Origin of the sequence: Maribellus sp. YY47 (assembly GCF_023111095.1) — a bacterium.
In the GTDB taxonomy this organism is placed as follows: Bacteria; Bacteroidota; Bacteroidia; order Bacteroidales; family Prolixibacteraceae; genus Draconibacterium.
This window is the reverse complement of the sequence record NZ_JALGYW010000002.1, coordinates 271088-292015: the sequence shown is the minus strand read 5'-3', so window position 1 is coordinate 292015 and position 20928 is coordinate 271088. Positions and strand designations below refer to the sequence as shown.

Annotated in this window: 15 protein-coding genes; 14 read left to right on the top strand and 1 reads right to left on the bottom strand. The window is 43.6% G+C overall.

What is annotated here, in order from left to right; translation table 11 throughout:
• Nucleotides 1-39 precede the first annotated feature (39 nt).
• The 7 genes from MR764_RS02645 (at nucleotide 40) to MR764_RS02615 (ending at nucleotide 8865) form a co-directional block, all read left to right on the top strand.
• The gene (locus MR764_RS02645) at nucleotides 40-1626 is read left to right on the top strand and encodes a hypothetical protein (RefSeq protein WP_247977838.1); all 1587 of its coding nucleotides are present in this window, start codon (nucleotides 40-42) and stop codon (nucleotides 1624-1626) included.
• Nucleotides 1616-2332 (top strand): 3-oxoacid CoA-transferase subunit A, encoded by a 717-nt coding sequence (locus MR764_RS02640; protein WP_247977837.1) that lies wholly within the window; start codon nucleotides 1616-1618, stop codon nucleotides 2330-2332. Before MR764_RS02645 ends, MR764_RS02640 begins: the two co-directional genes overlap by 11 nt.
• Nucleotides 2323-3009 (top strand): 3-oxoacid CoA-transferase subunit B, encoded by a 687-nt coding sequence (locus tag MR764_RS02635; protein WP_247977836.1) that lies wholly within the window; start codon nucleotides 2323-2325, stop codon nucleotides 3007-3009. The genes MR764_RS02640 and MR764_RS02635 overlap by 10 nt, the downstream gene beginning before the upstream one ends.
• Nucleotides 2993-4336 (top strand): aspartate aminotransferase family protein, encoded by a 1344-nt coding sequence (locus tag MR764_RS02630; protein ID WP_247977835.1) that lies wholly within the window; start codon nucleotides 2993-2995, stop codon nucleotides 4334-4336. The genes MR764_RS02635 and MR764_RS02630 overlap by 17 nt, the downstream gene beginning before the upstream one ends.
• A 41-nt stretch (nucleotides 4337-4377) precedes the next feature.
• Nucleotides 4378-5580, top strand: a complete 1203-nt coding sequence (pcaF, locus tag MR764_RS02625; RefSeq protein WP_247977834.1) for a 3-oxoadipyl-CoA thiolase — start codon at nucleotides 4378-4380, stop codon at nucleotides 5578-5580.
• 166 nt (nucleotides 5581-5746) lie between these two features.
• Complete coding sequence (locus tag MR764_RS02620) at nucleotides 5747-7294, top strand: aldehyde dehydrogenase family protein (protein ID WP_247977833.1); 1548 nt, start codon at nucleotides 5747-5749, stop codon at nucleotides 7292-7294.
• 221 nt (nucleotides 7295-7515) lie between these two features.
• Nucleotides 7516-8865 (top strand): saccharopine dehydrogenase C-terminal domain-containing protein, encoded by a 1350-nt coding sequence (locus tag MR764_RS02615; RefSeq protein WP_247977832.1) that lies wholly within the window; start codon nucleotides 7516-7518, stop codon nucleotides 8863-8865.
• 165 nt (nucleotides 8866-9030) lie between these two features.
• Here MR764_RS02615 and MR764_RS02610 read toward each other — a convergent pair whose 3' ends face one another.
• A complete protein-coding gene (locus MR764_RS02610; protein WP_247977831.1) occupies nucleotides 9031-9831 on the bottom strand; it encodes an endonuclease/exonuclease/phosphatase family protein in 801 nt (266 codons plus the stop codon).
• A 97-nt stretch (nucleotides 9832-9928) separates the two neighbouring features.
• Between MR764_RS02610 and MR764_RS02605 the strand changes: the two genes are divergently transcribed.
• The 7 genes from MR764_RS02605 to MR764_RS02575 all read left to right on the top strand — a co-directional run bounded on the left by MR764_RS02605 (nucleotide 9929) and on the right by MR764_RS02575 (nucleotide 20896).
• Nucleotides 9929-11200 (top strand): PQQ-binding-like beta-propeller repeat protein, encoded by a 1272-nt coding sequence (locus MR764_RS02605; RefSeq protein ID WP_247977830.1) that lies wholly within the window; start codon nucleotides 9929-9931, stop codon nucleotides 11198-11200.
• Nucleotides 11201-11314: 114 nt separating this feature from the next.
• Nucleotides 11315-11689, top strand: coding sequence for a BlaI/MecI/CopY family transcriptional regulator (locus MR764_RS02600; RefSeq protein ID WP_167605427.1), 375 nt, complete (start codon nucleotides 11315-11317; stop codon nucleotides 11687-11689).
• A 3-nt stretch (nucleotides 11690-11692) separates the two neighbouring features.
• A complete protein-coding gene (locus MR764_RS02595) occupies nucleotides 11693-15808 on the top strand; it encodes a M56 family metallopeptidase (protein WP_247977829.1) in 4116 nt (1371 codons plus the stop codon).
• Between the two features lie 539 nt (nucleotides 15809-16347).
• Nucleotides 16348-18039: a hypothetical protein gene (locus MR764_RS02590; protein WP_247977828.1), complete on the top strand. Its 1692-nt coding sequence runs from the start codon at nucleotides 16348-16350 to the stop codon at nucleotides 18037-18039.
• Nucleotides 18040-18066: 27 nt separating this feature from the next.
• Nucleotides 18067-18930 (top strand): 4Fe-4S dicluster domain-containing protein, encoded by an 864-nt coding sequence (locus MR764_RS02585; RefSeq protein ID WP_247977827.1) that lies wholly within the window; start codon nucleotides 18067-18069, stop codon nucleotides 18928-18930.
• The gene (nrfD, locus tag MR764_RS02580; protein WP_247977826.1) at nucleotides 18923-20149 is read left to right on the top strand and encodes an NrfD/PsrC family molybdoenzyme membrane anchor subunit; all 1227 of its coding nucleotides are present in this window, start codon (nucleotides 18923-18925) and stop codon (nucleotides 20147-20149) included. The genes MR764_RS02585 and nrfD overlap by 8 nt, the downstream gene beginning before the upstream one ends.
• A 30-nt stretch (nucleotides 20150-20179) precedes the next feature.
• Nucleotides 20180-20896 carry a hypothetical protein gene (locus MR764_RS02575; RefSeq protein ID WP_247977825.1) on the top strand — a complete coding sequence of 239 codons (717 nt, stop codon included), beginning with the start codon at nucleotides 20180-20182 and terminating at the stop codon, nucleotides 20894-20896.
• Nucleotides 20897-20928: the final 32 nt, after the last annotated feature.

Genomic DNA, 20928 nt, shown 5'->3' with positions numbered 1-20928 from the left:
TTATTCAGCATATAAATCATAATCAGAACTTAAATCTGCATGAACGTAAAGGAATTTAAAACAAAGGTTGAACCGTCTGATATTCAGCAAATGATGAAAAGGTATCAGCTCGGTTCCGAGTCTGTTCGTACCATTGAAAACGAAAAGTTATTACCTCCGGGACTAATTCAGAGACTTCATAACAATTACCCGAAGTATTCCGGTTTTTTTTATGAAGACGAGGTTATTTTTAACGATAAACAGCATTATTCGGGATTAAACGGATTTCGTGAAATTGTTCAGAAATTGAAGCAACAAGGAGTTGAATTGAGCCATCTGAAAGACCGTGAGTTTTTTATCGAAGTCTACCGGTTTATGGCTACCCGCTACGTGCTGAATACCATCGATTGGAAGAATTATGAGACCGACTCCAATTACCAGTTGGTTTTCCCGCAGCCGGGAATGATTTCATCCGAAGAAGTAAAGAAATATGCCGATGCTCCTGATGAGGAAGCAAGAAAACGTGTGGTGGAGGCTTACATGCAAAAAACCAATCCGCACGACGGAAAACAAAAGCTGAACAAACCCTGGTACATCAACGACGAGGGACATCTGGAAATTCTGGAAGGCAGCCAGCACAAATATCCGCCAGTAAAGCTTATTTTGGACAAGACCACGCAAACCTGTTTTTCGTTTTGTACCTATTGTTTCCGGCATGCACAGGTGCGCGGCGACGAAGATATGTTTGTACAGCGCGAAGTTTCGCAGGTGCACGAATACCTGAAACGCCATAAGGAAGTGAGCGATATTCTGATAACAGGCGGCGACGGCGGTTATATTCCTTACGAAAGATTGCTGGAGTATGTGCAGCCTTTGATCGACGATCCCGAACTGATGCACATTCGCACGGTGCGGATAGGTTCTCGGGCCATCAACTTTCATCCCGAATGGTTGCTGACCGATGCCTTTAAGCGGATTCTCGAATTGCTGCAAAAACTTACGGAAAACGGAATTCAGGCCGTTTGGGTGGCACACATTTCCACACCTCACGATGTGATGAATCCTGCTTCTGTGGCAGCCATCCGGCGTTTAAAAAAATACGGAGTGGCGGTAAAGAGCCAAAGTCCGATCATGAATCACATCAGCTTGTTTTACGACGAAAACGGGAAAGTAGACATTGACCGATCGGCCCAAAACTGGATTGACTTGGGGAATGTGCTGGCTATGCTGGGCATCGGTTTTCACTCGATGTACTGCGCTCGGCCAACCGGAGAACACCATTATTTTACAGCGCCGCTGGCTGATATTTCAAAGATATTCAATAAAGTATACCGGAGCCTGGCTTCGATCAACAGGCCTTCACGTTACATTACGATGACTTCTTCGGCGGGAAAAACTTCGTTGATGGGAACTGCCGAGATTAATGGCGAAAAGGTTTTTGCGCTGAAATTCAATGAAGCACGAAACATGGAGTGGATGGACACAACATTCTTCGCCAAATACGACGAACAGGAAAATACGATCGAAAAGTTGGTTCCGTATGGAAGCGACAGGTATTTCTACGAAGATGAACTGGTAAAAATTGAAGAGCAGCTTTCGAAAGCTTTGGAGAAAGAAATGAAATTGGCAGCAGATCATGATCAATAAAATCGTTGAATCGGCAGCAGAAGCCGTGGCAGGTATTTTTGACGGGGCCACGGTAATGATCAGCGGATTTGGGGAGGCCGGTAGTCCGGTAGAGCTGATTCATGCTTTGGTGGATCAGAGGGCAAAAAATCTCACCGTTGTCAGCAATAATGCAGGTAGCGGACATGTGGGACTTGCAGCTTTGATTGAAAACCGCCAGGTAAGCAAAATCATCTGTTCTTTTCCCCGAACGACCATTTCTGTGGTTTTTCCGGAAATGTACCGCCGGGGTGAAATCGAACTCGAGCTGGTGCCGCAAGGCACATTGGCCGAACGTATTCGTGCAGGCGGTGCCGGAATTCCTGCTTTTTATACACCAACTTCGGTGAATACGCCGCTGGCGGAAGGAAAAGAAGTCCGGAGATTTAATGGCCGCGATTATGTGTTGGAACATGCCATAAAAGCCGATTTCTCATTGGTGAAATGTCATATGGCGGATAAATACGGGAACCTGGTTTACAATAAAACCGCCCGCAATTTCGGACCGGTGATGTGTATGGCGGCCAAAACCACGATCGTTCAGGCACGTAAAATAGTGGAGTTGGGAGAGATTGATCCCGAATGTGTGGTTACACCCGGCATTTTTGTGCACCGGATTGTGGAAGTTTCCAATCCGGCTGACGAATCAAAACTGGTAGCCGAAGAAAGGAGGTATCCATGGAATTAGCAGCACAAAAAGAGGGGTGGAGCCTTACGGAAATGGCTCAGAATGTAGCCCGAGATATTCACGACGGCGCTTATGTGAATTTGGGAATTGGAATGCCTGAAATGGTGGCCGGCTTTATTCCTGAAGGCCGCGAGGTAATTTATCACACCGAAAACGGGCTGCTTGGAATGGGCGCGGTGGCTGCATCGGGAAGTGAGGATCCCGAACTGGTGAATGCAGGTAAAAAATACGTTACTGCCATTCCGGGAGCTGCCTATTTTCATCATGCCGATAGTTTTGCGATGATCCGCGGCGGGCACATCGATATTTGTGTACTTGGGGCTTACCAGGTTTCGCAGGAAGGTGATCTTGCGAACTGGTCGACCGGTAATCCGGAGGATATTCCGGCAGTGGGTGGCGCGATGGACCTGGTGGCCGGAGTGCCTTCAGTTTTTGTGATCACAAAGCATTGCACCAAATCGGGCGAGGCAAAAATTGTTAAGGAATGCAATTATCCTTTAACGGGGAAAAAGGTAGTAAGCCGCATTTATACCGATCTGGCGATTATCGATGTTCAAAATGAAAAATTATTTGTAAGAGAGATGGCACCGGGGGTGACATTCGAATCGCTGCAACAGCAAACCGGCGCAGAAATTCATCTAATTCAAGAAATGGAAGGTCATGACAAAAAAGAGTAACAGCGAAAAACTGTATAAACAGGCGCAGAAGGTTCTGGCTGGCGGTGTAAGCCGGAATACGGTTTACCACGAGCCTTTCCCGAATTACGCCAATGTAGCTTCGGGATGTTACATTACCGATATTGAGGGAACCGCACGAATTGACTTTGCCAACAATATGGCAGCCTTGATTCACGGGCATTCTTTTCCACCGGTGATCGATGCCGTCATCGAACAGTTGAAAAAGGGAACAGCTTATACGCTGGCTTCCGAAATTGAAGTGGCTTATGCGAAACACATGATCAAACGGGTGGAAAGCTTTGAACGCATTCGTTTTGTAAATTCCGGAACCGAGGCGGTAATGGCGATGATTAAAGCATCGAGGGCATTTACCGGGCGGTCAAAGATTGCCAAAGCTGAGGGAACCTACCACGGAACCTATGATTTTGCAGAAGTAAGCCAGACGGCCAATCCCACCAATTGGGGCGACATTAATCATCCGGCCAGTGTTTTGCTGGCACACGGAACACCGAAAAGTGTATCGCGCGATGTGATCATTTTCCCTTATAACGATGCGGAGCGAACACTCACAATTCTTGACCGGCATGCCGATGAAATCGCCTGTGTGATAATCGATCCGGTTCCACACCGCGTTGGATTGATGCGCGGAGCCAATGATTTTATTGAAGCCATTTACAACTGGACGCGAAAAAACGATGCTTTGCTGGTGTTTGATGAGGTGATCACTTTCCGGGTAAACTATGGCGGTGCACAGGAAGATTATTCCGTAAAGCCCGATCTTACTTCGCTCGGGAAGATCATTGGCGGAGGTTTTCCGGTGGGTGCGGTAGCCGGAAGAGCAGATGTGATGAAGGTTTTTGATCCGCACGAAAAGAATCTGTTGTTGCCGCATTCCGGAACTTTTTCTGCCAATCCGATTACCATGACTGCCGGCTACAAGGCCATGCAGTATTTCGACAAAAAAGCGGTGATAAGACTGAATGCACTGACTCAAAAAGCAGTCGGTCAGATACGCGAAGCCATTCAACTGGCCGATGTGCCGGTATCGGTAACAGGCGCCGGATCTATGTTTCGAATGCATTTGCGTTCAACTTCTCCGAACACTTATCGTGAAGCTTATCTGTCGAAAGAAGCTGGCAGCGTCGTGAAAGAGCTGCTCGACTACATGTATTATGAGGAAAAGATTTTAATGATCAATACTTTTTCGTGCATGCTTTCCACAGTTATGGCGCAAAAGGAGATTGATCGTTTGACAGAAGGTTTGTTAAGGGCTTTCAAAGCCTTCAAACCAAAAATTGATAAACTGAATACTATAAATAAAAATTGAGCTTGAAGCTAGTGGCTCGGGGCTCGTAGCTAATTAAAAAAATGAAAGAAGTTTTTATATGCGATGCCATTCGTACTCCGGTTGGTAAATACGGAGGAGCTTTATCATCGGTACGTGCCGACGATCTTGCAGCAATTCCTTTAAAAGCCATTTTGGAGCGAAATCCAAACCTGGATAAATCGGCGATCGACGATGTGATTTTTGGATGCGCCAATCAGGCGGGAGAAGACAACCGCAATGTAGCTCGAATGGGACTTCTGCTGGCCGGATTTCCGGAATCGGTGCCCGGAGTAACCGTAAACCGCTTGTGTGGCTCGGGAATGGAAGCGGTGGCTATGGCAGCTCGTGCTATCCGGGCAGGTGAGGCAGAACTGGTGATAGCTGGCGGCGTGGAAAGCATGTCGCGTTCACCTTTTGTGATGCCCAAACCCACCAGCGCGTTTTCACGGGATGCCGAGATTTTCGACTCAACTATCGGCTGGCGTTTTATCAACCCGGAATTTCAGAAACAATTTGGAACCGATGCGCTGATTTGCACGGCTGAAAACCTGGCCGAAGAATTCAAGATAAGCCGGGAGGATCAGGACCGTTTTGCGCATCACAGTCAGCAAAAAGCCGACGATGCACAAAAGAACGGTGCGTTGGCTCACGAGATTGTTCCGGTTGTTATTCCGCAGCAAAAAGGCGATCCCATTGTCGTGAATACAGACGAACATCCAAGACTGACTTCGCCTGAGAAACTGGCTTCGCTAAAACCGGTGATGGGGGCAGACGGAACGGTAACTGCAGGAAATGCCTCGGGAATAAACGACGGAGCAGCGGCCTTGATTATTGCTTCAGCAGAAGCTGTTAAGCGTTTCAACCTGGTTCCGAAAGCGCGAATTTTGGGAGCCCAGTCGGCTGGGGTACCTCCAAGGATCATGGGAATTGGGCCTGTTCCCGCAACCGAAAAACTGTTCAAACTACTGAGTTTGTCAATGGGGCAAATGGATATTATTGAGCTGAATGAGGCATTTGCCGCGCAATCGCTGGCCTGTATCCGTCAGTGGGGACTGGATGATCTCGATCCGCGAATCAATCCCTTGGGTGGAGCGATCGCATTGGGGCATCCGCTGGGTATGTCGGGGGCACGACTGGTAACTACCGCGTTTCATCAACTTCAGCACACTCGTTCAAAATATGCGCTTTGCACCATGTGCATTGGAGTTGGACAAGGAATCTCAATGGTCATCGAAAAAGTTTAAGATATAGAGAAAAAATAATGAAGAATGCCTTTGGATTTAACAATCTGACCCCTCTTTATCTCCCCAGAGGGGAGAAAAGGTCTCCCTTTGGGGGAGTTAGGGGTAATTTGGGTTTAACTCATTATTTGAGGTTTTGAAATAGAAAATCAATCAAAAAAATAGAAAAATGACACAGGAAATAGATTTTAAAACAGTATTAAAAGAACTTGGAATTGAGTCGGTGAACCCGGGAGTTTGCACGGGAACAAAGTGGAAATCAACCACGGGGAAATTTATGGAATCGTATTCGCCTTCTGACGGAAAACTGATTGCCGGAGTGCAGCAATGCGGCATTGAAGATTACCAGGAAGTGATTGAAACCGCCAAAGAGGCCTTTAAAACATGGCGGATGGTTCCGGCACCTAAACGAGGTGAAATTGTCCGGCAAATAGGATTGGAGCTAAGGAAATACAAAGAACCGCTGGGTAAACTGGTGTCGTACGAAATGGGTAAAATCCTTCAGGAAGGTTTGGGCGAAGTACAGGAAATGATCGATATCTGCGACTTTGCAGTGGGTCAATCGCGGCAGTTGTATGGCTTCACCATGCATTCCGAAAGAGCCCGGCATCGCATGTACGATCAGTATCATCCACTTGGAATTGTAGGGGTGGTTTCTGCATTTAACTTTCCGGTGGCAGTGTGGGCATGGAATGCCATGATTGCACTGATAGCTGGTGATGTGGTGGTTTGGAAGCCCTCTTCGAAAGTGTATTTGTGCGCGGTGGCTGTCCATAAAATTGTAGCCAATGTGCTAAAAGAAAACGATGTGCCGGAAGGTGTACTGAGCCTGGTGGCAGCCGAGTCAAAAGTGCTTGGCGATACCATGTTTTCCGACCGGAATATTCCGCTGGTTTCGTTTACCGGTTCTACGCGGATCGGGCAGAAAGTCGGGCGTTTGGTGGGCGAGCGCCTAGGACGTTCGATTCTGGAACTGGGCGGAAACAATGCCATCATCATCACGCCGGATGCCGATATGGAAATGGCACTTCGTGCAGTGGTTTTTGGTGCGGTTGGAACCTGCGGACAACGTTGTACTTCTACCCGGCGAATTATTTTGCACGAGTCGGTTTATGAAGAGTTCAAACAAAAGCTGGTGGCTATTTATCAGAAACTGCCGATCGGTCATGCGCTGGATTCTAAAACGCTGGTTGGCCCGCTGGTAGATAAATGGGCGGTTAAGAATTTTCTGAATTCGGTTGAACGTGTGAAACACGAAGGTGGAAAAATTATTACAGGCGGCGACGTGTTGGAAGTAGAAGGTTTCAGCACCGGAACTTATGTAAAACCATGTATTGCTGAGGTTGAAAATCATTACGAAATTGTACAGGAAGAAACCTTTGCGCCGCTCCTTTATTTAATCAAATACAAAACACTGGAAGAAGCAATTCAAATTCATAACGATGTGCCACAGGGATTGTCTTCGGCCATCTTCTCGCGGAACATTCTGGAAACCGAAAAATTTCTGTCGCATGAAGGCTCTGATTGTGGAATTGCCAATGTGAACATCGGTACTTCGGGCGCCGAAATTGGCGGCGCTTTTGGTGGCGAAAAAGATACGGGTGGCGGTCGAGAATCGGGTTCCGACGCCTGGAAAGCGTACATGCGCCGTCAAACAAACACCATTAATTATAGTACAGAGCTACCCCTGGCACAAGGGATCGAGTTTAATGTATAAAGAGATCAGTTTAAAGTTCAGGGTTCAGAGTTCAACGGATTGAACAAGAAAGTGATAGTTGGCATGATGGACCCCTGTAAGCCCAAGGTTTTAACCCGGGGTAGAAAGCGCGAATGAAAATAGGCGCACCGGAAAAGGCCGTTTGAAAATCCGGCCTGTTTTGCGCCGAAATGCGCTGAAGTTGATCGTTGAGACGAAAATATAAACCAGAGAATTAAGGAATGAAGAACATTTTGATTTTCGGAGCCGGCAGATCCAGTATCTTTCTGCTCACTTATTTGGCTGAAAATGCATTGAAATACAGTTGGCGGATTAAAGTTGCCGATACCCAGGAAAGCGAACTGGTGCACTCGCTTGGTTTGGCTTTTGCCCTGCTGGATGTACACGATGAGTTTGCCCGCGAAGCTGAAGTTAAAGAAGCCGATCTGGTGATTTCGCTGCTCCCGGCAAGGTTTCATAAATATGTGGCACAGTCGTGTGTGAAATTTTCAAAAAATCTGCTTACCGCATCTTATGAAACGGCAGACCTGAAAGCCTTTGAGGCTGAAGTAAACGAAAAAGGCTTGTTCTTTCTAAACGAATGCGGACTTGATCCGGGGCTCGATCACATGTCGGCTATGAAAATTATCAACCAGTTAAAAAACGACGGCTGTGTGATGGAGTGCTTCGAATCGTTCACCGGCGGTTTGGTGGCGCCCGAATCGGACGATAACCCGTGGAATTACAAATTCAGCTGGAATCCGCGAAATGTGGTGTTGGCCGGACAGGGAGGCCCGGCTCGTTTTATTCAGAATGGTAAAATCAAATACATTCCTTATAACCGTTTGTTTCGGCGAACAGAAATGATTGATCTCGGAAAATTCGGGATGTTTGAAGGTTATGCCAACCGCGATTCGCTGTACTATATTCAGAAATACAACCTTCAGGAAATTCCGACTATTTATCGCGGAACTCTCCGAAGACCCGGATTCAGCAAGGCCTGGAATGTTTTTGTTCAGCTTGGCGCTACCGACGATTCCTATTATCTTGAAAACGTCGAGAATATGACGTACCGGGAATTCATCAACTCATTTCTGCCTTATCATCCAACCGATTCGGTGGAACTGAAGCTTTTTCATTATCTGAATATTCCGCAGGATTCGGAGATCGTTTACAAACTAAAATGGATGGGCATTTTTGATAAAACGCCGATTGGTTTAAAAAAAGCGACACCCGCGCAGGTGCTCGAACATATTCTGAAACAAAAGTGGCAGTTGCAAGCCGACGACAAAGACATGATCGTGATGTGGCACAAATTTGTCTATCGAAAAGAGCCTGATGGTGAGTTGTATCGGAAAACCAGTTCGCTGGTGGTTACCGGTGAAAACGCAACCAAAACGGCTATGGCGAAAACAGTTGGTTTGCCGCTTGCCGTTGCTGCAAAACTGGTACTTACCGGGCAGCTAAACCTGAAAGGCATGTATATTCCAATTATTCCTGAAATCTATGAACCGATTTTAAAAGAACTGGAGGATTTTGAAATCACTTTTCAGGAGGCAGAATCGTTGGAAACAGAGCTCGTTTATTATTAGTTTCGGTCAGATCCTCAGAAGTTAAATTCATACTTGAATTGCTTTTAAAAAGGAGAGGATTTGTGTTTGGGATCGACCCTAGAACAAATCCTCTTATACTAAAACTTGAAAATATCTTATTCGCTTTATCCCTTTTATTGGAAGGGAGAGTACCGACTTTGCTGATTAGTTTTCTGTTAATCGCAGAACGGAAAGAACAGCACAGTGATCGGAGGCGATGCTGTCGCAGATCGCTCGGCTTTCGATGACCTCCCAACTCTTGGCCGGACTATACGTGATGTAATCGATCTTACGATTTGGCGCATGCGATGGAAACGTGAGAAACGAAGTTGCAGCTGAACTGTCTTTCCAGTATTCTTTCAGCGTAGAAATGGCTTTACTTTCGGGAGTGTCGTTTAAATCACCCGCCAGAATGGTTGGAAAGCGGTCGTTTGCAAATTCTGCATTGATAGTATTGATCTGATCAATGCGGTCAGTCGAATTTTTACTGTGCTCAAGGTGAGTGGCAACAAAACGGATTGTATCGCCTGAGTTAAGTTGAATTAACACCGAAAGCGCTGTCCGGGGTTCGCTGTTGGCGGAATGCGGAAGAGCCAGGTTTTTACTTTCCAGTATAGGCATTTTGCAGAGTATTCCATCGCCATATGCACCGCCGTTGAAGGGCATGGCAATACCAAAAATAGGGGCCATTTTTGTGCGCCAGCCTAGTTCAGTTGCCAAATCGTATCCCTTTGCCCGCGTTGTTTTGTAGTCTACTTCCTGCATGGCAACAATATCTGCGTCAGCGTCTTTTATTACCGCTGCCAGCTTGTCCAGATCAAAATCTCCTTTTGTGGTGGCTCCATGTAAGAGGTTGAAAGTAAGTACGCGAACGGTGTTTGCTTTTTGTCCGTATTCCTGCGCATTGCCCAAAAGACAGACCAATAAAAAAATAGAAATTAAGGTTGTAGTTGTAAAAGTTCTCACAGCATATAATTTTTAAATGAGCACCAAATGTAGCGATTTCATTCTCAAATTCCTTTTTTCGATTAACTTTGAGACAGATCAACTTAAACCTTATCCAATGAAGCGTTTCTTAATTGCCATTCCTTTTGTGATTGTTTTCCTGATTCTTTTTTCTTGTAGTTCGAATACGCAGAACTGGACACATTTTAGAGGTTCGGATATGAACGGGCACGCCAACGTAGAAAAAGCTCCACTTCATTGGAGTGACACTGAAAATGTAGTTTGGAAGGTTCCGGTAAAAGGCGTAGGTTGGTCTTCTCCGGTAGTTTTCGGTAATCAGGTTTGGCTGACTTCGGCCGAAGAAGATGGTACAAAGTTTTACACCTTTTGTTTTGACTTAAAAACGGGTAAACTTTTGGACGAGAAAATCCTTTTCACCGCTGAAGATCCTCAGCGTATTCACAGCACCAACTCGTATGCAACGCCAACTCCGTGTATTGAAAAGGGACGTGTTTACGTGCATTACGGAACTTTTGGAACGGCTTGTATCGATACTAAAAATTTTGAACTGATCTGGAAACGTGAAGATCTGCCGTGCGATCATATGCAGGGGCCGGCTTCTTCACCGATTATTTACAAGAATATGCTGATCGTTCATCTGGAAGGTACTAAAGATCCGTATGTGGTGGCGCTGGATAAAGCCACAGGCGAAACGATATGGAAAAGTGTGCGGCCCAAAGAAATTTATGATCCGCTGGAGCCCGTTTACCGGAAATCGTACCAGACTCCGATTGTGATAAGTGCGGATGGGAAAGAGTTGCTGATCAGTAATTCTGCTTACATGTGTTTTGCCCACGATGTAAATACTGGCGAAGTGATCTGGACTTTTACCTACGGATATGACTCAACCGTTAGCCAGCCTTTGTACTGGAATGGGCTGGTGTTTGTGAATTCGGGTTGGATTTTCCTGGACAACACACCGTTTTTTACCCGTCAGTATGCTATTAATCCAACCGGAAAAGGCGATGTAACGAACTCCAAAATGGTGTGGATGTGTGAGGATGAAGTTCCGCAAATTCCAACTCCTGTTATTGTTGATGGCAAGATGTACATGGTTCATGATCGCGGCATGGTAACCTGTTTGGATGCGATGACAGGAAAGCCGGTGTGGAAAGAAAAACTAAAAGGCAACTTCAACGCTTCGCCCATTTATGCAGCCGGAAATATCTACTTCATTAATGTGAAAGGCGACTGCACCATCATTAAGCCCGGTGAAACCTTTCAAAAAGTGGCAGAAAACAGCATTAACGAAACCGTTAAAGCCATACCTGCTTTTGTGGGCGATCAAATGATATTACGCACAAAAGACAATCTTTACCTGATAAAATAACTCATGTATTGCCATAGATATATTTCTTGTTTTTAAAATAAAAACTACAAATGTAGTATTTAGTTAAATTATTTGATATATTTGATTCGTAATTGAAATTAATACAGCGTAGTTATGCAGGAAATAACCAAAGCTCAGGAAGAAATCTTAAAGGCCCTCTGGACAATAGAAAGAGGTGCCGTAAGTGACATTCTTAATGCACTGCCCGATCCCAAACCGGCATATAACACGGTTGCGACAGTTATTAAAGTGCTGGAGAAAAAGAAATACGTTTCCTATAATAAATACGGAAAAACCTTTGTGTACTACCCGTTAATCAGTCAAAAAGAGTACGGGAAACAAATTTTTACCAGTACGCTAAAAAACCTTTACAACAATTCACTCACCCAAATGGTATCTCATTTTATGAAAAGCAAAAAGGTGAGTCTCGATGAATTGGAAGCCCTGAAAGCTTCGATTGAAGATGAAATCAAAAAACAAAAACCGTAATCGATGGATACCCCAACTAATTACCTAATCGCCACGTCCGTTTGTCTGGCATTTGCCTATCTTATTTATCTCCTGTTTTTCAGAAAAGAAACCAATTTCAGGCAGCGCCGCTTCTTCCTTATTTTTGCGGCAATTTTTTCCTTGCTTCTCCCAACGGGGAGTTATTATATTCTTTTGCCTTTAACTACGAAAGCAGAAGAACAAACAGAAGTTCTCGCGCCGCCTCCGGTTTTGGAAAGACCAACTCAACAAGTCTCTACAACCGACTTTTATCCTGTTAACCCGATGTTCGTTCCTGATATAGAGCCCTTAAAAAAGAGGAGTTCAATCAATCTGTTACAGGTTTTACCCTACCTGTATTTTGCCGGACTTGCTGTTCTGCTACTGCGTTTTATTGTGCAGCTTGTAACCATTAATGTTTGGTACAACAGGTCGCGAAAAGTAAAACAACCCCTGTTTACGCTTTTGTTTCACGAACGTTTTTCCACTCCCTTTTCTTTTTTTAGTTGGATTTTTCTGACAGATAAAAAGCTGCCTGAAACCGATTTGGGAAAAATTATTGCACACGAAAGCGTACATGTGAAACAAAGGCACTCTTTCGACGCTGTATTTTTTGAACTACTCTGCATTTTTATGTGGTTCAACCCGATTGTGTGGATGATGCGTCGCTCCATCAATCTAACGCACGAATTTCTGGCCGATGAGGGCGCCATTCAGTCGGGGATTGACAGTTTGCACTACCAGGCCTTGATGGTTAATCAGGTTGCAGAGGCAAACATTGTTAGCGTAACCTCGCATTTTAATAAGTCGATGTTAAGCCAGCGCATAAAAATGATTGCTAACAGCCGTTTGTATAAAAAGGCGAAGTACAAGATTTTGGTGTTAGCTCCGGTGGCTCTTGTTTTGTTTTTATTTATTGCAGGAGTTAATGGACTGAACCAGCGAAAGGTTCTGTACCGTAATCTCAAAAAGGATCCTGTAATCAGCAAAGTATTTTCAAAAGACGAAATAAAAGATTTGGTAGAACTGCGGTTGATGACTGATGATATGGTGGTGAATACAACCGGCGAGTCTGACACAAAGATTGCCTATCAGAAGTTTAATGAATTGCTGTCGTCGAGAAACACAGGGGAAGAAGTTAAGGAGAAGATAACCCTGCCTCATGATTCATTGGTTACTTTGGCGAAATCCAATCCTGCGCTTTTGCAAATTTACGAAGTTTCTAATGCTCCAACTATGAATTTCTCGCTGAACCTCGAAGGAAAAGTAATGCAGTTTTTACAGGAATTATCGAAAGAAAGTGAATTCTACAAGAAAGTTCTCGAGGGGATTGAAATCGCCGGGGATATTTCACCTTCAAATATTTCATCGTTTATAAAGGAACCGGGCAAATACAATATGGAAAGCGAAGCTGAACGGCTTTATGCTTCGATGATTTACGGTTTTTTGAGTAATAAGATAATTGGCAGGAATGAGACAACATACGATTCAAAAGCAGTTGAATTAAACAAAAGTGGCGCCGCAATGATACTAAACGATCCAGAGGGGGCTTTGGATCTATTCAACCAGGCTTTGGAAATTCAACCCGATTTGCCAACGGCTTTAATGAATTCCGCAAATATCTATATCAAATTACATGAATTTGAAAAAGCAAAACAGCAGTTACAAAAGCTGACAGAACTTCGTCCTGAAGAACCTGAATATTGGCGGGTATTAGGATTGGTTTATGATCTGGAAGGCGATACTCAAAACGCCATGAAAATGTACGAAAAGAGCTTTCATATTTATGATAAAATGTTGAATTCAAACGACAATGATGAATTATATATAGCGAAAATAAATCTGGCTTCATTGTATATTCTTATGGGTAATGTTGAAAAGGGCACGAAACTGTACGATGTCTTAAAAAAAGAATACCCTGATCGGTCGAAGCTTATTGAAGGAGCTAAGAATTACACGAGAGAAAAAGCGTTATTTGATTTGCGGAATCAGAATATAAACGATCTATTCCACCGTAATGTAGAGATTATTGTACAACACCCGGAAGAGTATTCAAAGAACTTTTTGAAAGGGATCTATAATACATCTCCATATTATAGAAGGATTGAACTAAAAGGTAACCAGCTTATTTTAAACGATACCGAAATTTATTCACTGCCTGATTATATTGATTTGGATAAAAAGTATCAAATGGTAGGGGAAGATGATAATGTTCAGGTTGATGTTACATTTACTCGAAATACATACAGCAGTATTAAATTTCTGGTTAATGTGAAGCAAAAAGGAGAACCTAAAAAACAGTACACAGGGGAAGCTGAAATGTTATCATCATTTTTCTTCGGAAAAGAATGGGTGAAAGATGATCGGAAAAATGAAACATTTGCTGCTGAGCAGTTTCTTAACGATAAAGAAGGGGAGTGGATCAATATTAAGATTGGGGAAGACGGTCCCGGAAAATTAAGAGGTACAATTGAGACCGGAAATTTTAAATGTCCGGTTTTAAGAACAGAAACCACAACCGGGCAGGAAAAGGATAATCAGCAAGATACGGGAAAGGAAAACAACAGTGGTTCAGGAAATGCAGAAGTAATAGTTCATGGTCCGGATGACTATTCCTCAAATTTCATTGCCGGGTTATATAATTTACCGGAAGAGTATAAAAAGATAGAGCTAAGAGGAGAGATCCTTATTTTGAACGATACGATTTTCGAGATATTACCTGAATATCTTGGTTCGGGTAAAACGTATCAGATGGAGGGAAAGGATGATAAAATGCAGGTAGAGCTTTCATTTACACAAAATACATACAGCAGCATTGATTATGTTGTTCAGGTAAGTCAAAATGGTGAGCCTCAGAAACAATATACGGGTATAGCTGAATTGCAAGCTTCTTTTTTTCTAGAAGGTAAAACGGAAATAGACAATGAAAAAAATGAAGCGTTTACAACTTTGCAGTTGGTTGATAATAGCAATGAAATTCCATTGTTTGTAAATATTGGAAAAGACGGGTTATTTCAGTTAAGATGCCGAGTAGAAAATGATGACTTCAAAAGTCCTGTTTTAAGATCGAAAAACAATGAAATCCCCAATCAGCCGCCGCTGAGTAAAAACCATGTTGGCGACTTGCGTAAAATGAATGTACAAACGCTTTTTGCGCGCCTGCGTTTTAAGCAACCTGCAAATTTTATGGCCGATCCGGATGAAGAAAAATTTATTACTTATGGAGAAATTTACGGTAACGATTTAACAAGTGGAATAAGACTCGATGTCCGAAAATGGCTATCGTACAACGACCTCAAATTTTTAATGAGTAACCTGGAATCTCAGGAGCCTTGTAAGAGTATGATGAATGTCTTTTCCAGTCAGAGACCAGATGTGGAAAGTACAATCGGTGGCTTTGCTGCCATGTTTCTGGATTATTACAGGAAAAATCAACTTTTTCATCCTTTGGCTGCCGTTTCAACTAACAACCCCGACCTGGTTCAGGAGTTAAAAGAATGGTGGGAAAATTACAAAAATGAAAACACACGATATTTTGAAATTGGGGATGTGTTGGTAAAAGTTTATCAGTTAAATAACTCGGGCTGGAGAATGGGTAATGACTTCCTGTGCCGTGGTAGGATAGTCAGTTACAAAAATAACCTGCCTGTTGATAGTTTAAATTTTAACGATATGGAGGCAGTGGGCGACCGCTACGGATTGAATTTTAGTTCGCAACCGGTTAACGGAATGGTAATCGGTACAAAGTTTGGCGATTACGAAGGCCGCTTAATCCTGATCGACGAAACAGGCAAAATTCAAAACCACCGGGGAGGTTTCTTCTTCATTACCAAAGATCAGCGTTACATTGTTTCGCCATGGCATTCCGATCTGGCAGGAATTACCATCTACGATTTGAAAGACAGAAAAGTGAAAATGGATAAGGAAACGGAAATACGTCCTGTCAATTGGTATTACTTAAATAGGGAATACTACATTTCCAAAGATTCGTCCGTGAATGAAATCTATCGTCTCGATTTAACAAATGCGAAACTTCTGAAAACCGATCTTAAATTGAGCGATGTTCAGCAAGGGGAGTTGGTGCAGTTTTACAATTCTGAATTTTGCGATTGCAATTAGTTATTCATTTCATTAGGTCTGGAACAGTATAGAGAAGACTATCTTCAATAAAGACAGTTGAATTTAGTCCTCGCAAAGAAAGGAAGAAGCGCAAAGGCCGCAAAGATTTACTGTGAGTTTTTGTTTTTGCGTTCTTTTGGGTAAAACTTAGCGTACTTTGCGTGAAGAATATTTTTTGAAGGACCTCCTGTTTTATTATTACTCCAAATACCGATATTCAATTATTTTCAAAAAGAATAGGCTCCAATTTCCTTGTAGCTCAGTTCTTACTTCGGTGAGTGTTGAAAAATGCAACAGCTGTATAAATATTCAACACAATGGTAAGTTGTAGAAAATCAGCCAATTGGATCGATTGTGGAAATAAGTGTAAAGATATTCAACACTTTAATTGTTTGAATATTAGTCAGTTTGTTGTGTAAGTTGCAGTTAGTCAGTGCGTTGTGAGTGTGGCATCAAAGTTGGATTAGATATATCGGGCTGAAAAGGAATCCGGAATTTGGATTCAGAGCCCGGAAAAAAACGTTTAAATCAATTCAACAATGAAAACCAGGATTTTAATGACAGTAGTGCTGCTCCTGCTGGTATTTGGCGGAGTGAGCAGCCAAAATGCCGGAACTCCGGCTGTAAGCGATGAACCAGTAAAAATTTTTACGACACCGGAAACACGTGATCTGGTTGATTCGTGGATTTCGGAATACCTGAAAAGCAACGCCGGGATGAAATACGAAATTTCTTCCATTGGCATGGCTGAAATCAACAGTGAAATCGTGGGCGAGCGCTCTGTCGGATTTGTGATGCAACGGCCCGGCATTTCGATGTCTGACGGATCGATGTGGATGATGACGCTTGGGCGCGAAGTGATTGTGGCAGTCTGCAACGAAGAAAATCCGTTTACAAAAGAGTTATTTGAAAAAGGTGTTTCTGCGGAGGAACTGGCAACTGTTCTGAACAGGAAACACAAAAACTGGGGAACTCTTGCCGGAAATGAAAACCGCGAGTCAGTAGATGTTTATATATTGGATGAACCGGAAGTAAAGTTTTCGGTAGCAAAGTTCCTGGAAACCGATCCTTCAATAATAGCCGGTCAAAAGGCGGTAAACAAAGAGGAGTTTTTGGCTTCGGTAAGCAAAGACAAGTATGCGGTAGGATTTTGCTGTTTGTCCACAATCCTGAATTCAGAAACACAAACTTTTGCTGAAAAAATCAAGTTACTTCCGATTGACAGAAATGGCAACGGACGTTTGGATTACAGCGAAAATTTTTATGCCAGTGCCGAGCAGTTTGAACGCTCTGTCTGGATTGGAAAATACCCGCGTGCGTTGGTACACAGCATTTATGCCGTAGCTCCTGCTTTCCTCGAAAACAGTGAGTTGAGTGATTTTCTGAGCTGGCTTACCACTTCAGGGCAAACAACAGTTGAAGAAAGCGGTTTTACAGATTTGGTGTATGGCGAGAAACAATCGAACCTTGAAAAACTTATTCCCCCCGTGTTGTTGGCTGAGAATCAGACAGGCGAAAATACGCGGTCGGCAGTGCTGCTTTGGGCAATATTGACCGTACTTGCACTTGGTTTGTTGGTGGCGGTAGTGGTTTTTACCAGTCGAAGAAGAAAGGCAAAAGCGCCTTTATTGAGTAAAACGAGGCTTGTTAAGCTTTTCAGTGAACAGGCACTTACCTTTCCGAACGGTTTGTATTTTGATAAATCGCACACCTGGGTTTTTATGGAAAAAGGTGGCCGTGTCCGTTTGGGGGTCGATGATTTTATTTCCAACGTTACCGGCGATTATACCCGGGTGATCATGAAAAGTCCGGGAGAAAAGGTAAAACGTATGGAGCCGGTGGTTACCCTGATTCGAAAAGGAAAGCAGATTACGCTGAATTCTCCGGTTTCAGGCACCATCAAAGAAATTAATGAAAGCCTGGTGGCCGATCCGTTTAATATCAATAATGAGCCTTATGGAGAAGGGTGGGTGTATAAAATTGAACCATCGAACTGGCTGCGCGAGATCCAGTTCTTCAAAATGGGAGATAGCTACCGGCAGTGGATCAGTGGAGAATTTATCCGTTTGAAAGATTTTCTGGCCTGTTCGTTAAATATTAAGAACATGGAGGAGGGAAAACTGGCCTTTCAGGAAGGTGGTGAACTCATGCTTCATCCCTTGAAAGATCTTGAACCAAAAGTTTGGGAAGATTTTCAAAACTACTTCATCAATACAGCCGACATGTATTGAAGCGTGCAACCATAAAACCAAAGAACCATGAGTATCAATAGGAGAAATTTCTTCAAAGTGCTTGGAGTTACCGGGGCAACAATTGCCTTGGGACAGGAAGCACAGGCTAAATCCGCCAGCGAAGAAGTGACGGAGTTTAAAGCCATCTTGTACGATTCGACCCGTTGTGTAGGTTGCCAAACCTGCGAGTTCTCGTGTGCAGAAGCACATAATTTACCTGCACCGGAAGACTTTCCGGAAGTGGGAGTTATCCGGAAGACCAGTGAAAAACGCCGCACGGTAGTGAATGCTTATGATACATCGGCAGGAGAAGTGTATGTAAAACGCCAGTGTATGCATTGTAATCATCCGGCTTGCGGGGCAGCTTGTTTAACACAGGCGATGCAGAAAACCAAGGAAGGGCCGGTGATCTGGCGCGAAGACAAATGTATGGGCTGCCGGTATTGCATGATTTCCTGTCCGTTTGATGTTCCAAAGTTCGAATACAACAGCCCGAATCCGAAGATCACAAAATGCAACATGTGTTTTGAACGGCAGCAAGAAGGAAAGTTGCCGGCTTGTGTGGAAAACTGTCCGGGAGAAGCATTAGTGTTTGGAACCCGCCGCGAATTAATTGCGGAGGCACGCCGCAGAATCGTTGAAAACCCGGATGCCTACTACCCTCATATTTACGGTGAAAACGAAGCTGGAGGAACATCTTTTCTGTATTTGTCGCCGGTTCCTTTTGAGGAAATTGGATTTAGTACAACTATTCAGAATGCCTCTTATCCGGCTCTTACAAAAGGATTTTTATACAGTGTACCTGCAGTTTTTGTTCTCGTGCCTTCTGTTCTCTTAGGTATACATAAAGCAACCAAGTCTAACCTCGATAAAAACAATCAACATGACTAGCTCAGCATTTCCTTTAAAAAAAGAAAAGAGGTCCGTTTGGCGCTTTTTACTAAGCGAGTTAAAGCCCCGCGGCAAATGGATAACACCGTTTAATGTTATTTCAATTCCGGTAATGCTGGTTGGAGCGGCAATTATTATCATCCGTTTTATCAACGGCATTGGCGCTGTTTCCAACGTCAATCAAGATATTCCGTGGGGAGTGTGGAAAGGATTTAATGTGATTACAGGGGTTGCATTCGCCGGTGGCGCTTATATCCTCACTTTTGTGGTGTATGTGCTAAAAGTCGAAAAATTTCATTCAATAGTAAGGGTGACCGTGTTGAATGGTTTTTTGGCCTATGTGTTTTATGCCGGTGCTTTGGTGCTCGACCTTGGGAAACCCTGGAATATTTTTAACCCGATTATCGGAAATAATTTTGGGGCAAATTCGGTGTTGTTTCTGGTTGCCTGGCATTTTTTATTGTACATCATAGCGCAGGCTATTGAGTTCTCGCCTGCCGTTGCAGAGTGGCTAAATGCCCGCCGGGCGCATAAAATTTTATCCGGATTAACACTGGGGGCTGTTATTTTTGGCATTACCCTGTCAACTTTACATCAATCTGGACTGGGGGCGCTTTTCCTGATGGCTAAAGAGAAAATTCACCCGTTGTGGTATTCCGAATTTATTCCTCTGTTATTTCTGATGTCCAGCGTCTTTGCCGGTTTGTCGATGGTGATTTTTGAAGGATCGATCAGCGAACGGGTTTTTGCCGACCAGATCACCAGCGAAAATAAAAAACAGCGAAAAGATATCATTCTGATCCTTTCCCGGGTCTGTGCGTTCAGCATGTTTGTGTACCTGTTTATGCAGATTCTTGTTTTTGCCCATGGTCATCGCTGGGAATACATAAATACACCGATGGGGTATTGGTTTTTAATCGAAATATTTGGTTTTGTTGTGCTTCCCATGTTGCTGTTTCTTTTGAGTTTTAAAAGGGCGAACATTATGTTGGCAAAGGTCGCTGCGGTTTTTACTATTTTGGGAATAATCCTGAACCGGCTAAATGTGTCCATTATTGCTTTTCGATGGGATGCAGCCGTACATTATGTTCCGTCGTGGATGGAAATAGTGGTTGCGGTTTCAATCATATTTGTCGAAATCTGGATTTTCCGTTGGGTAATCAATCGTTTGCCGGTATTGCGCGAGTCGCCGTCGTGGGCAAAAAATAAGCACGCGTAAAGAATTGTATCATCATTAAAAAAGAAAAAAATGGAAGGATTTACATATACAAACCTGTTCGAAACAAAAGGAATTGAATACATTATCGTGATCCTGTTTCTTTTGTTGCTGATTCCTTTTTGGCTGCTGGTAACCGGAAAAGGTACTGCGGTTCAGCATATTCAGCAAGGCATTCGGATACTTGCTTCCCATTTTCTGCGTGTTCCGAAGGGGCTGTTTTATAGCCGTAATCACACCTGGCTTTACCTTGAAAAATCAGGACAGGCCAAAATCGGATTGGACGATTTTCTTCAGAATGTATTGGGTGAAATAACTGTACAGCCACTAAAAACGGCTGGCGATACGGTAAAAAAAGGAGAAGTGCTGGCGCTGATCGGGCAGGGAGAAAAACAATTGCGTCTTCACTCACCACTTTCAGGAGAAATTGTAGCTTTTAATACCTCTGATTTGGAAACCGAAAATAGCCGTTCAACTGAGCTTGAAGAGGATTGGCTGTATTCAATAGTTCCTGCCAGTTGGCAAAAGGATACTTCTGGTTTTTTACTGGGAGTGGATGCTGCCAAATGGTTTTCAGATGAAATTATCCGGCTAAAGGATTTCCTTAATGTCCACCTGGCCCGCCAGGCAGGAGTTTCAACTGCTTTGGCCTTTCAGGAAGGTGGTGAGTTGGTGGTTAATCCGCTTGCTGAACTCGATGCCGGTGTGTGGAACGAGTTCCAAAATGAATTTTTGGAGCAAAACAGCTAATTAGAAACAGTCTTTGTTAACCCCTTTGTTCT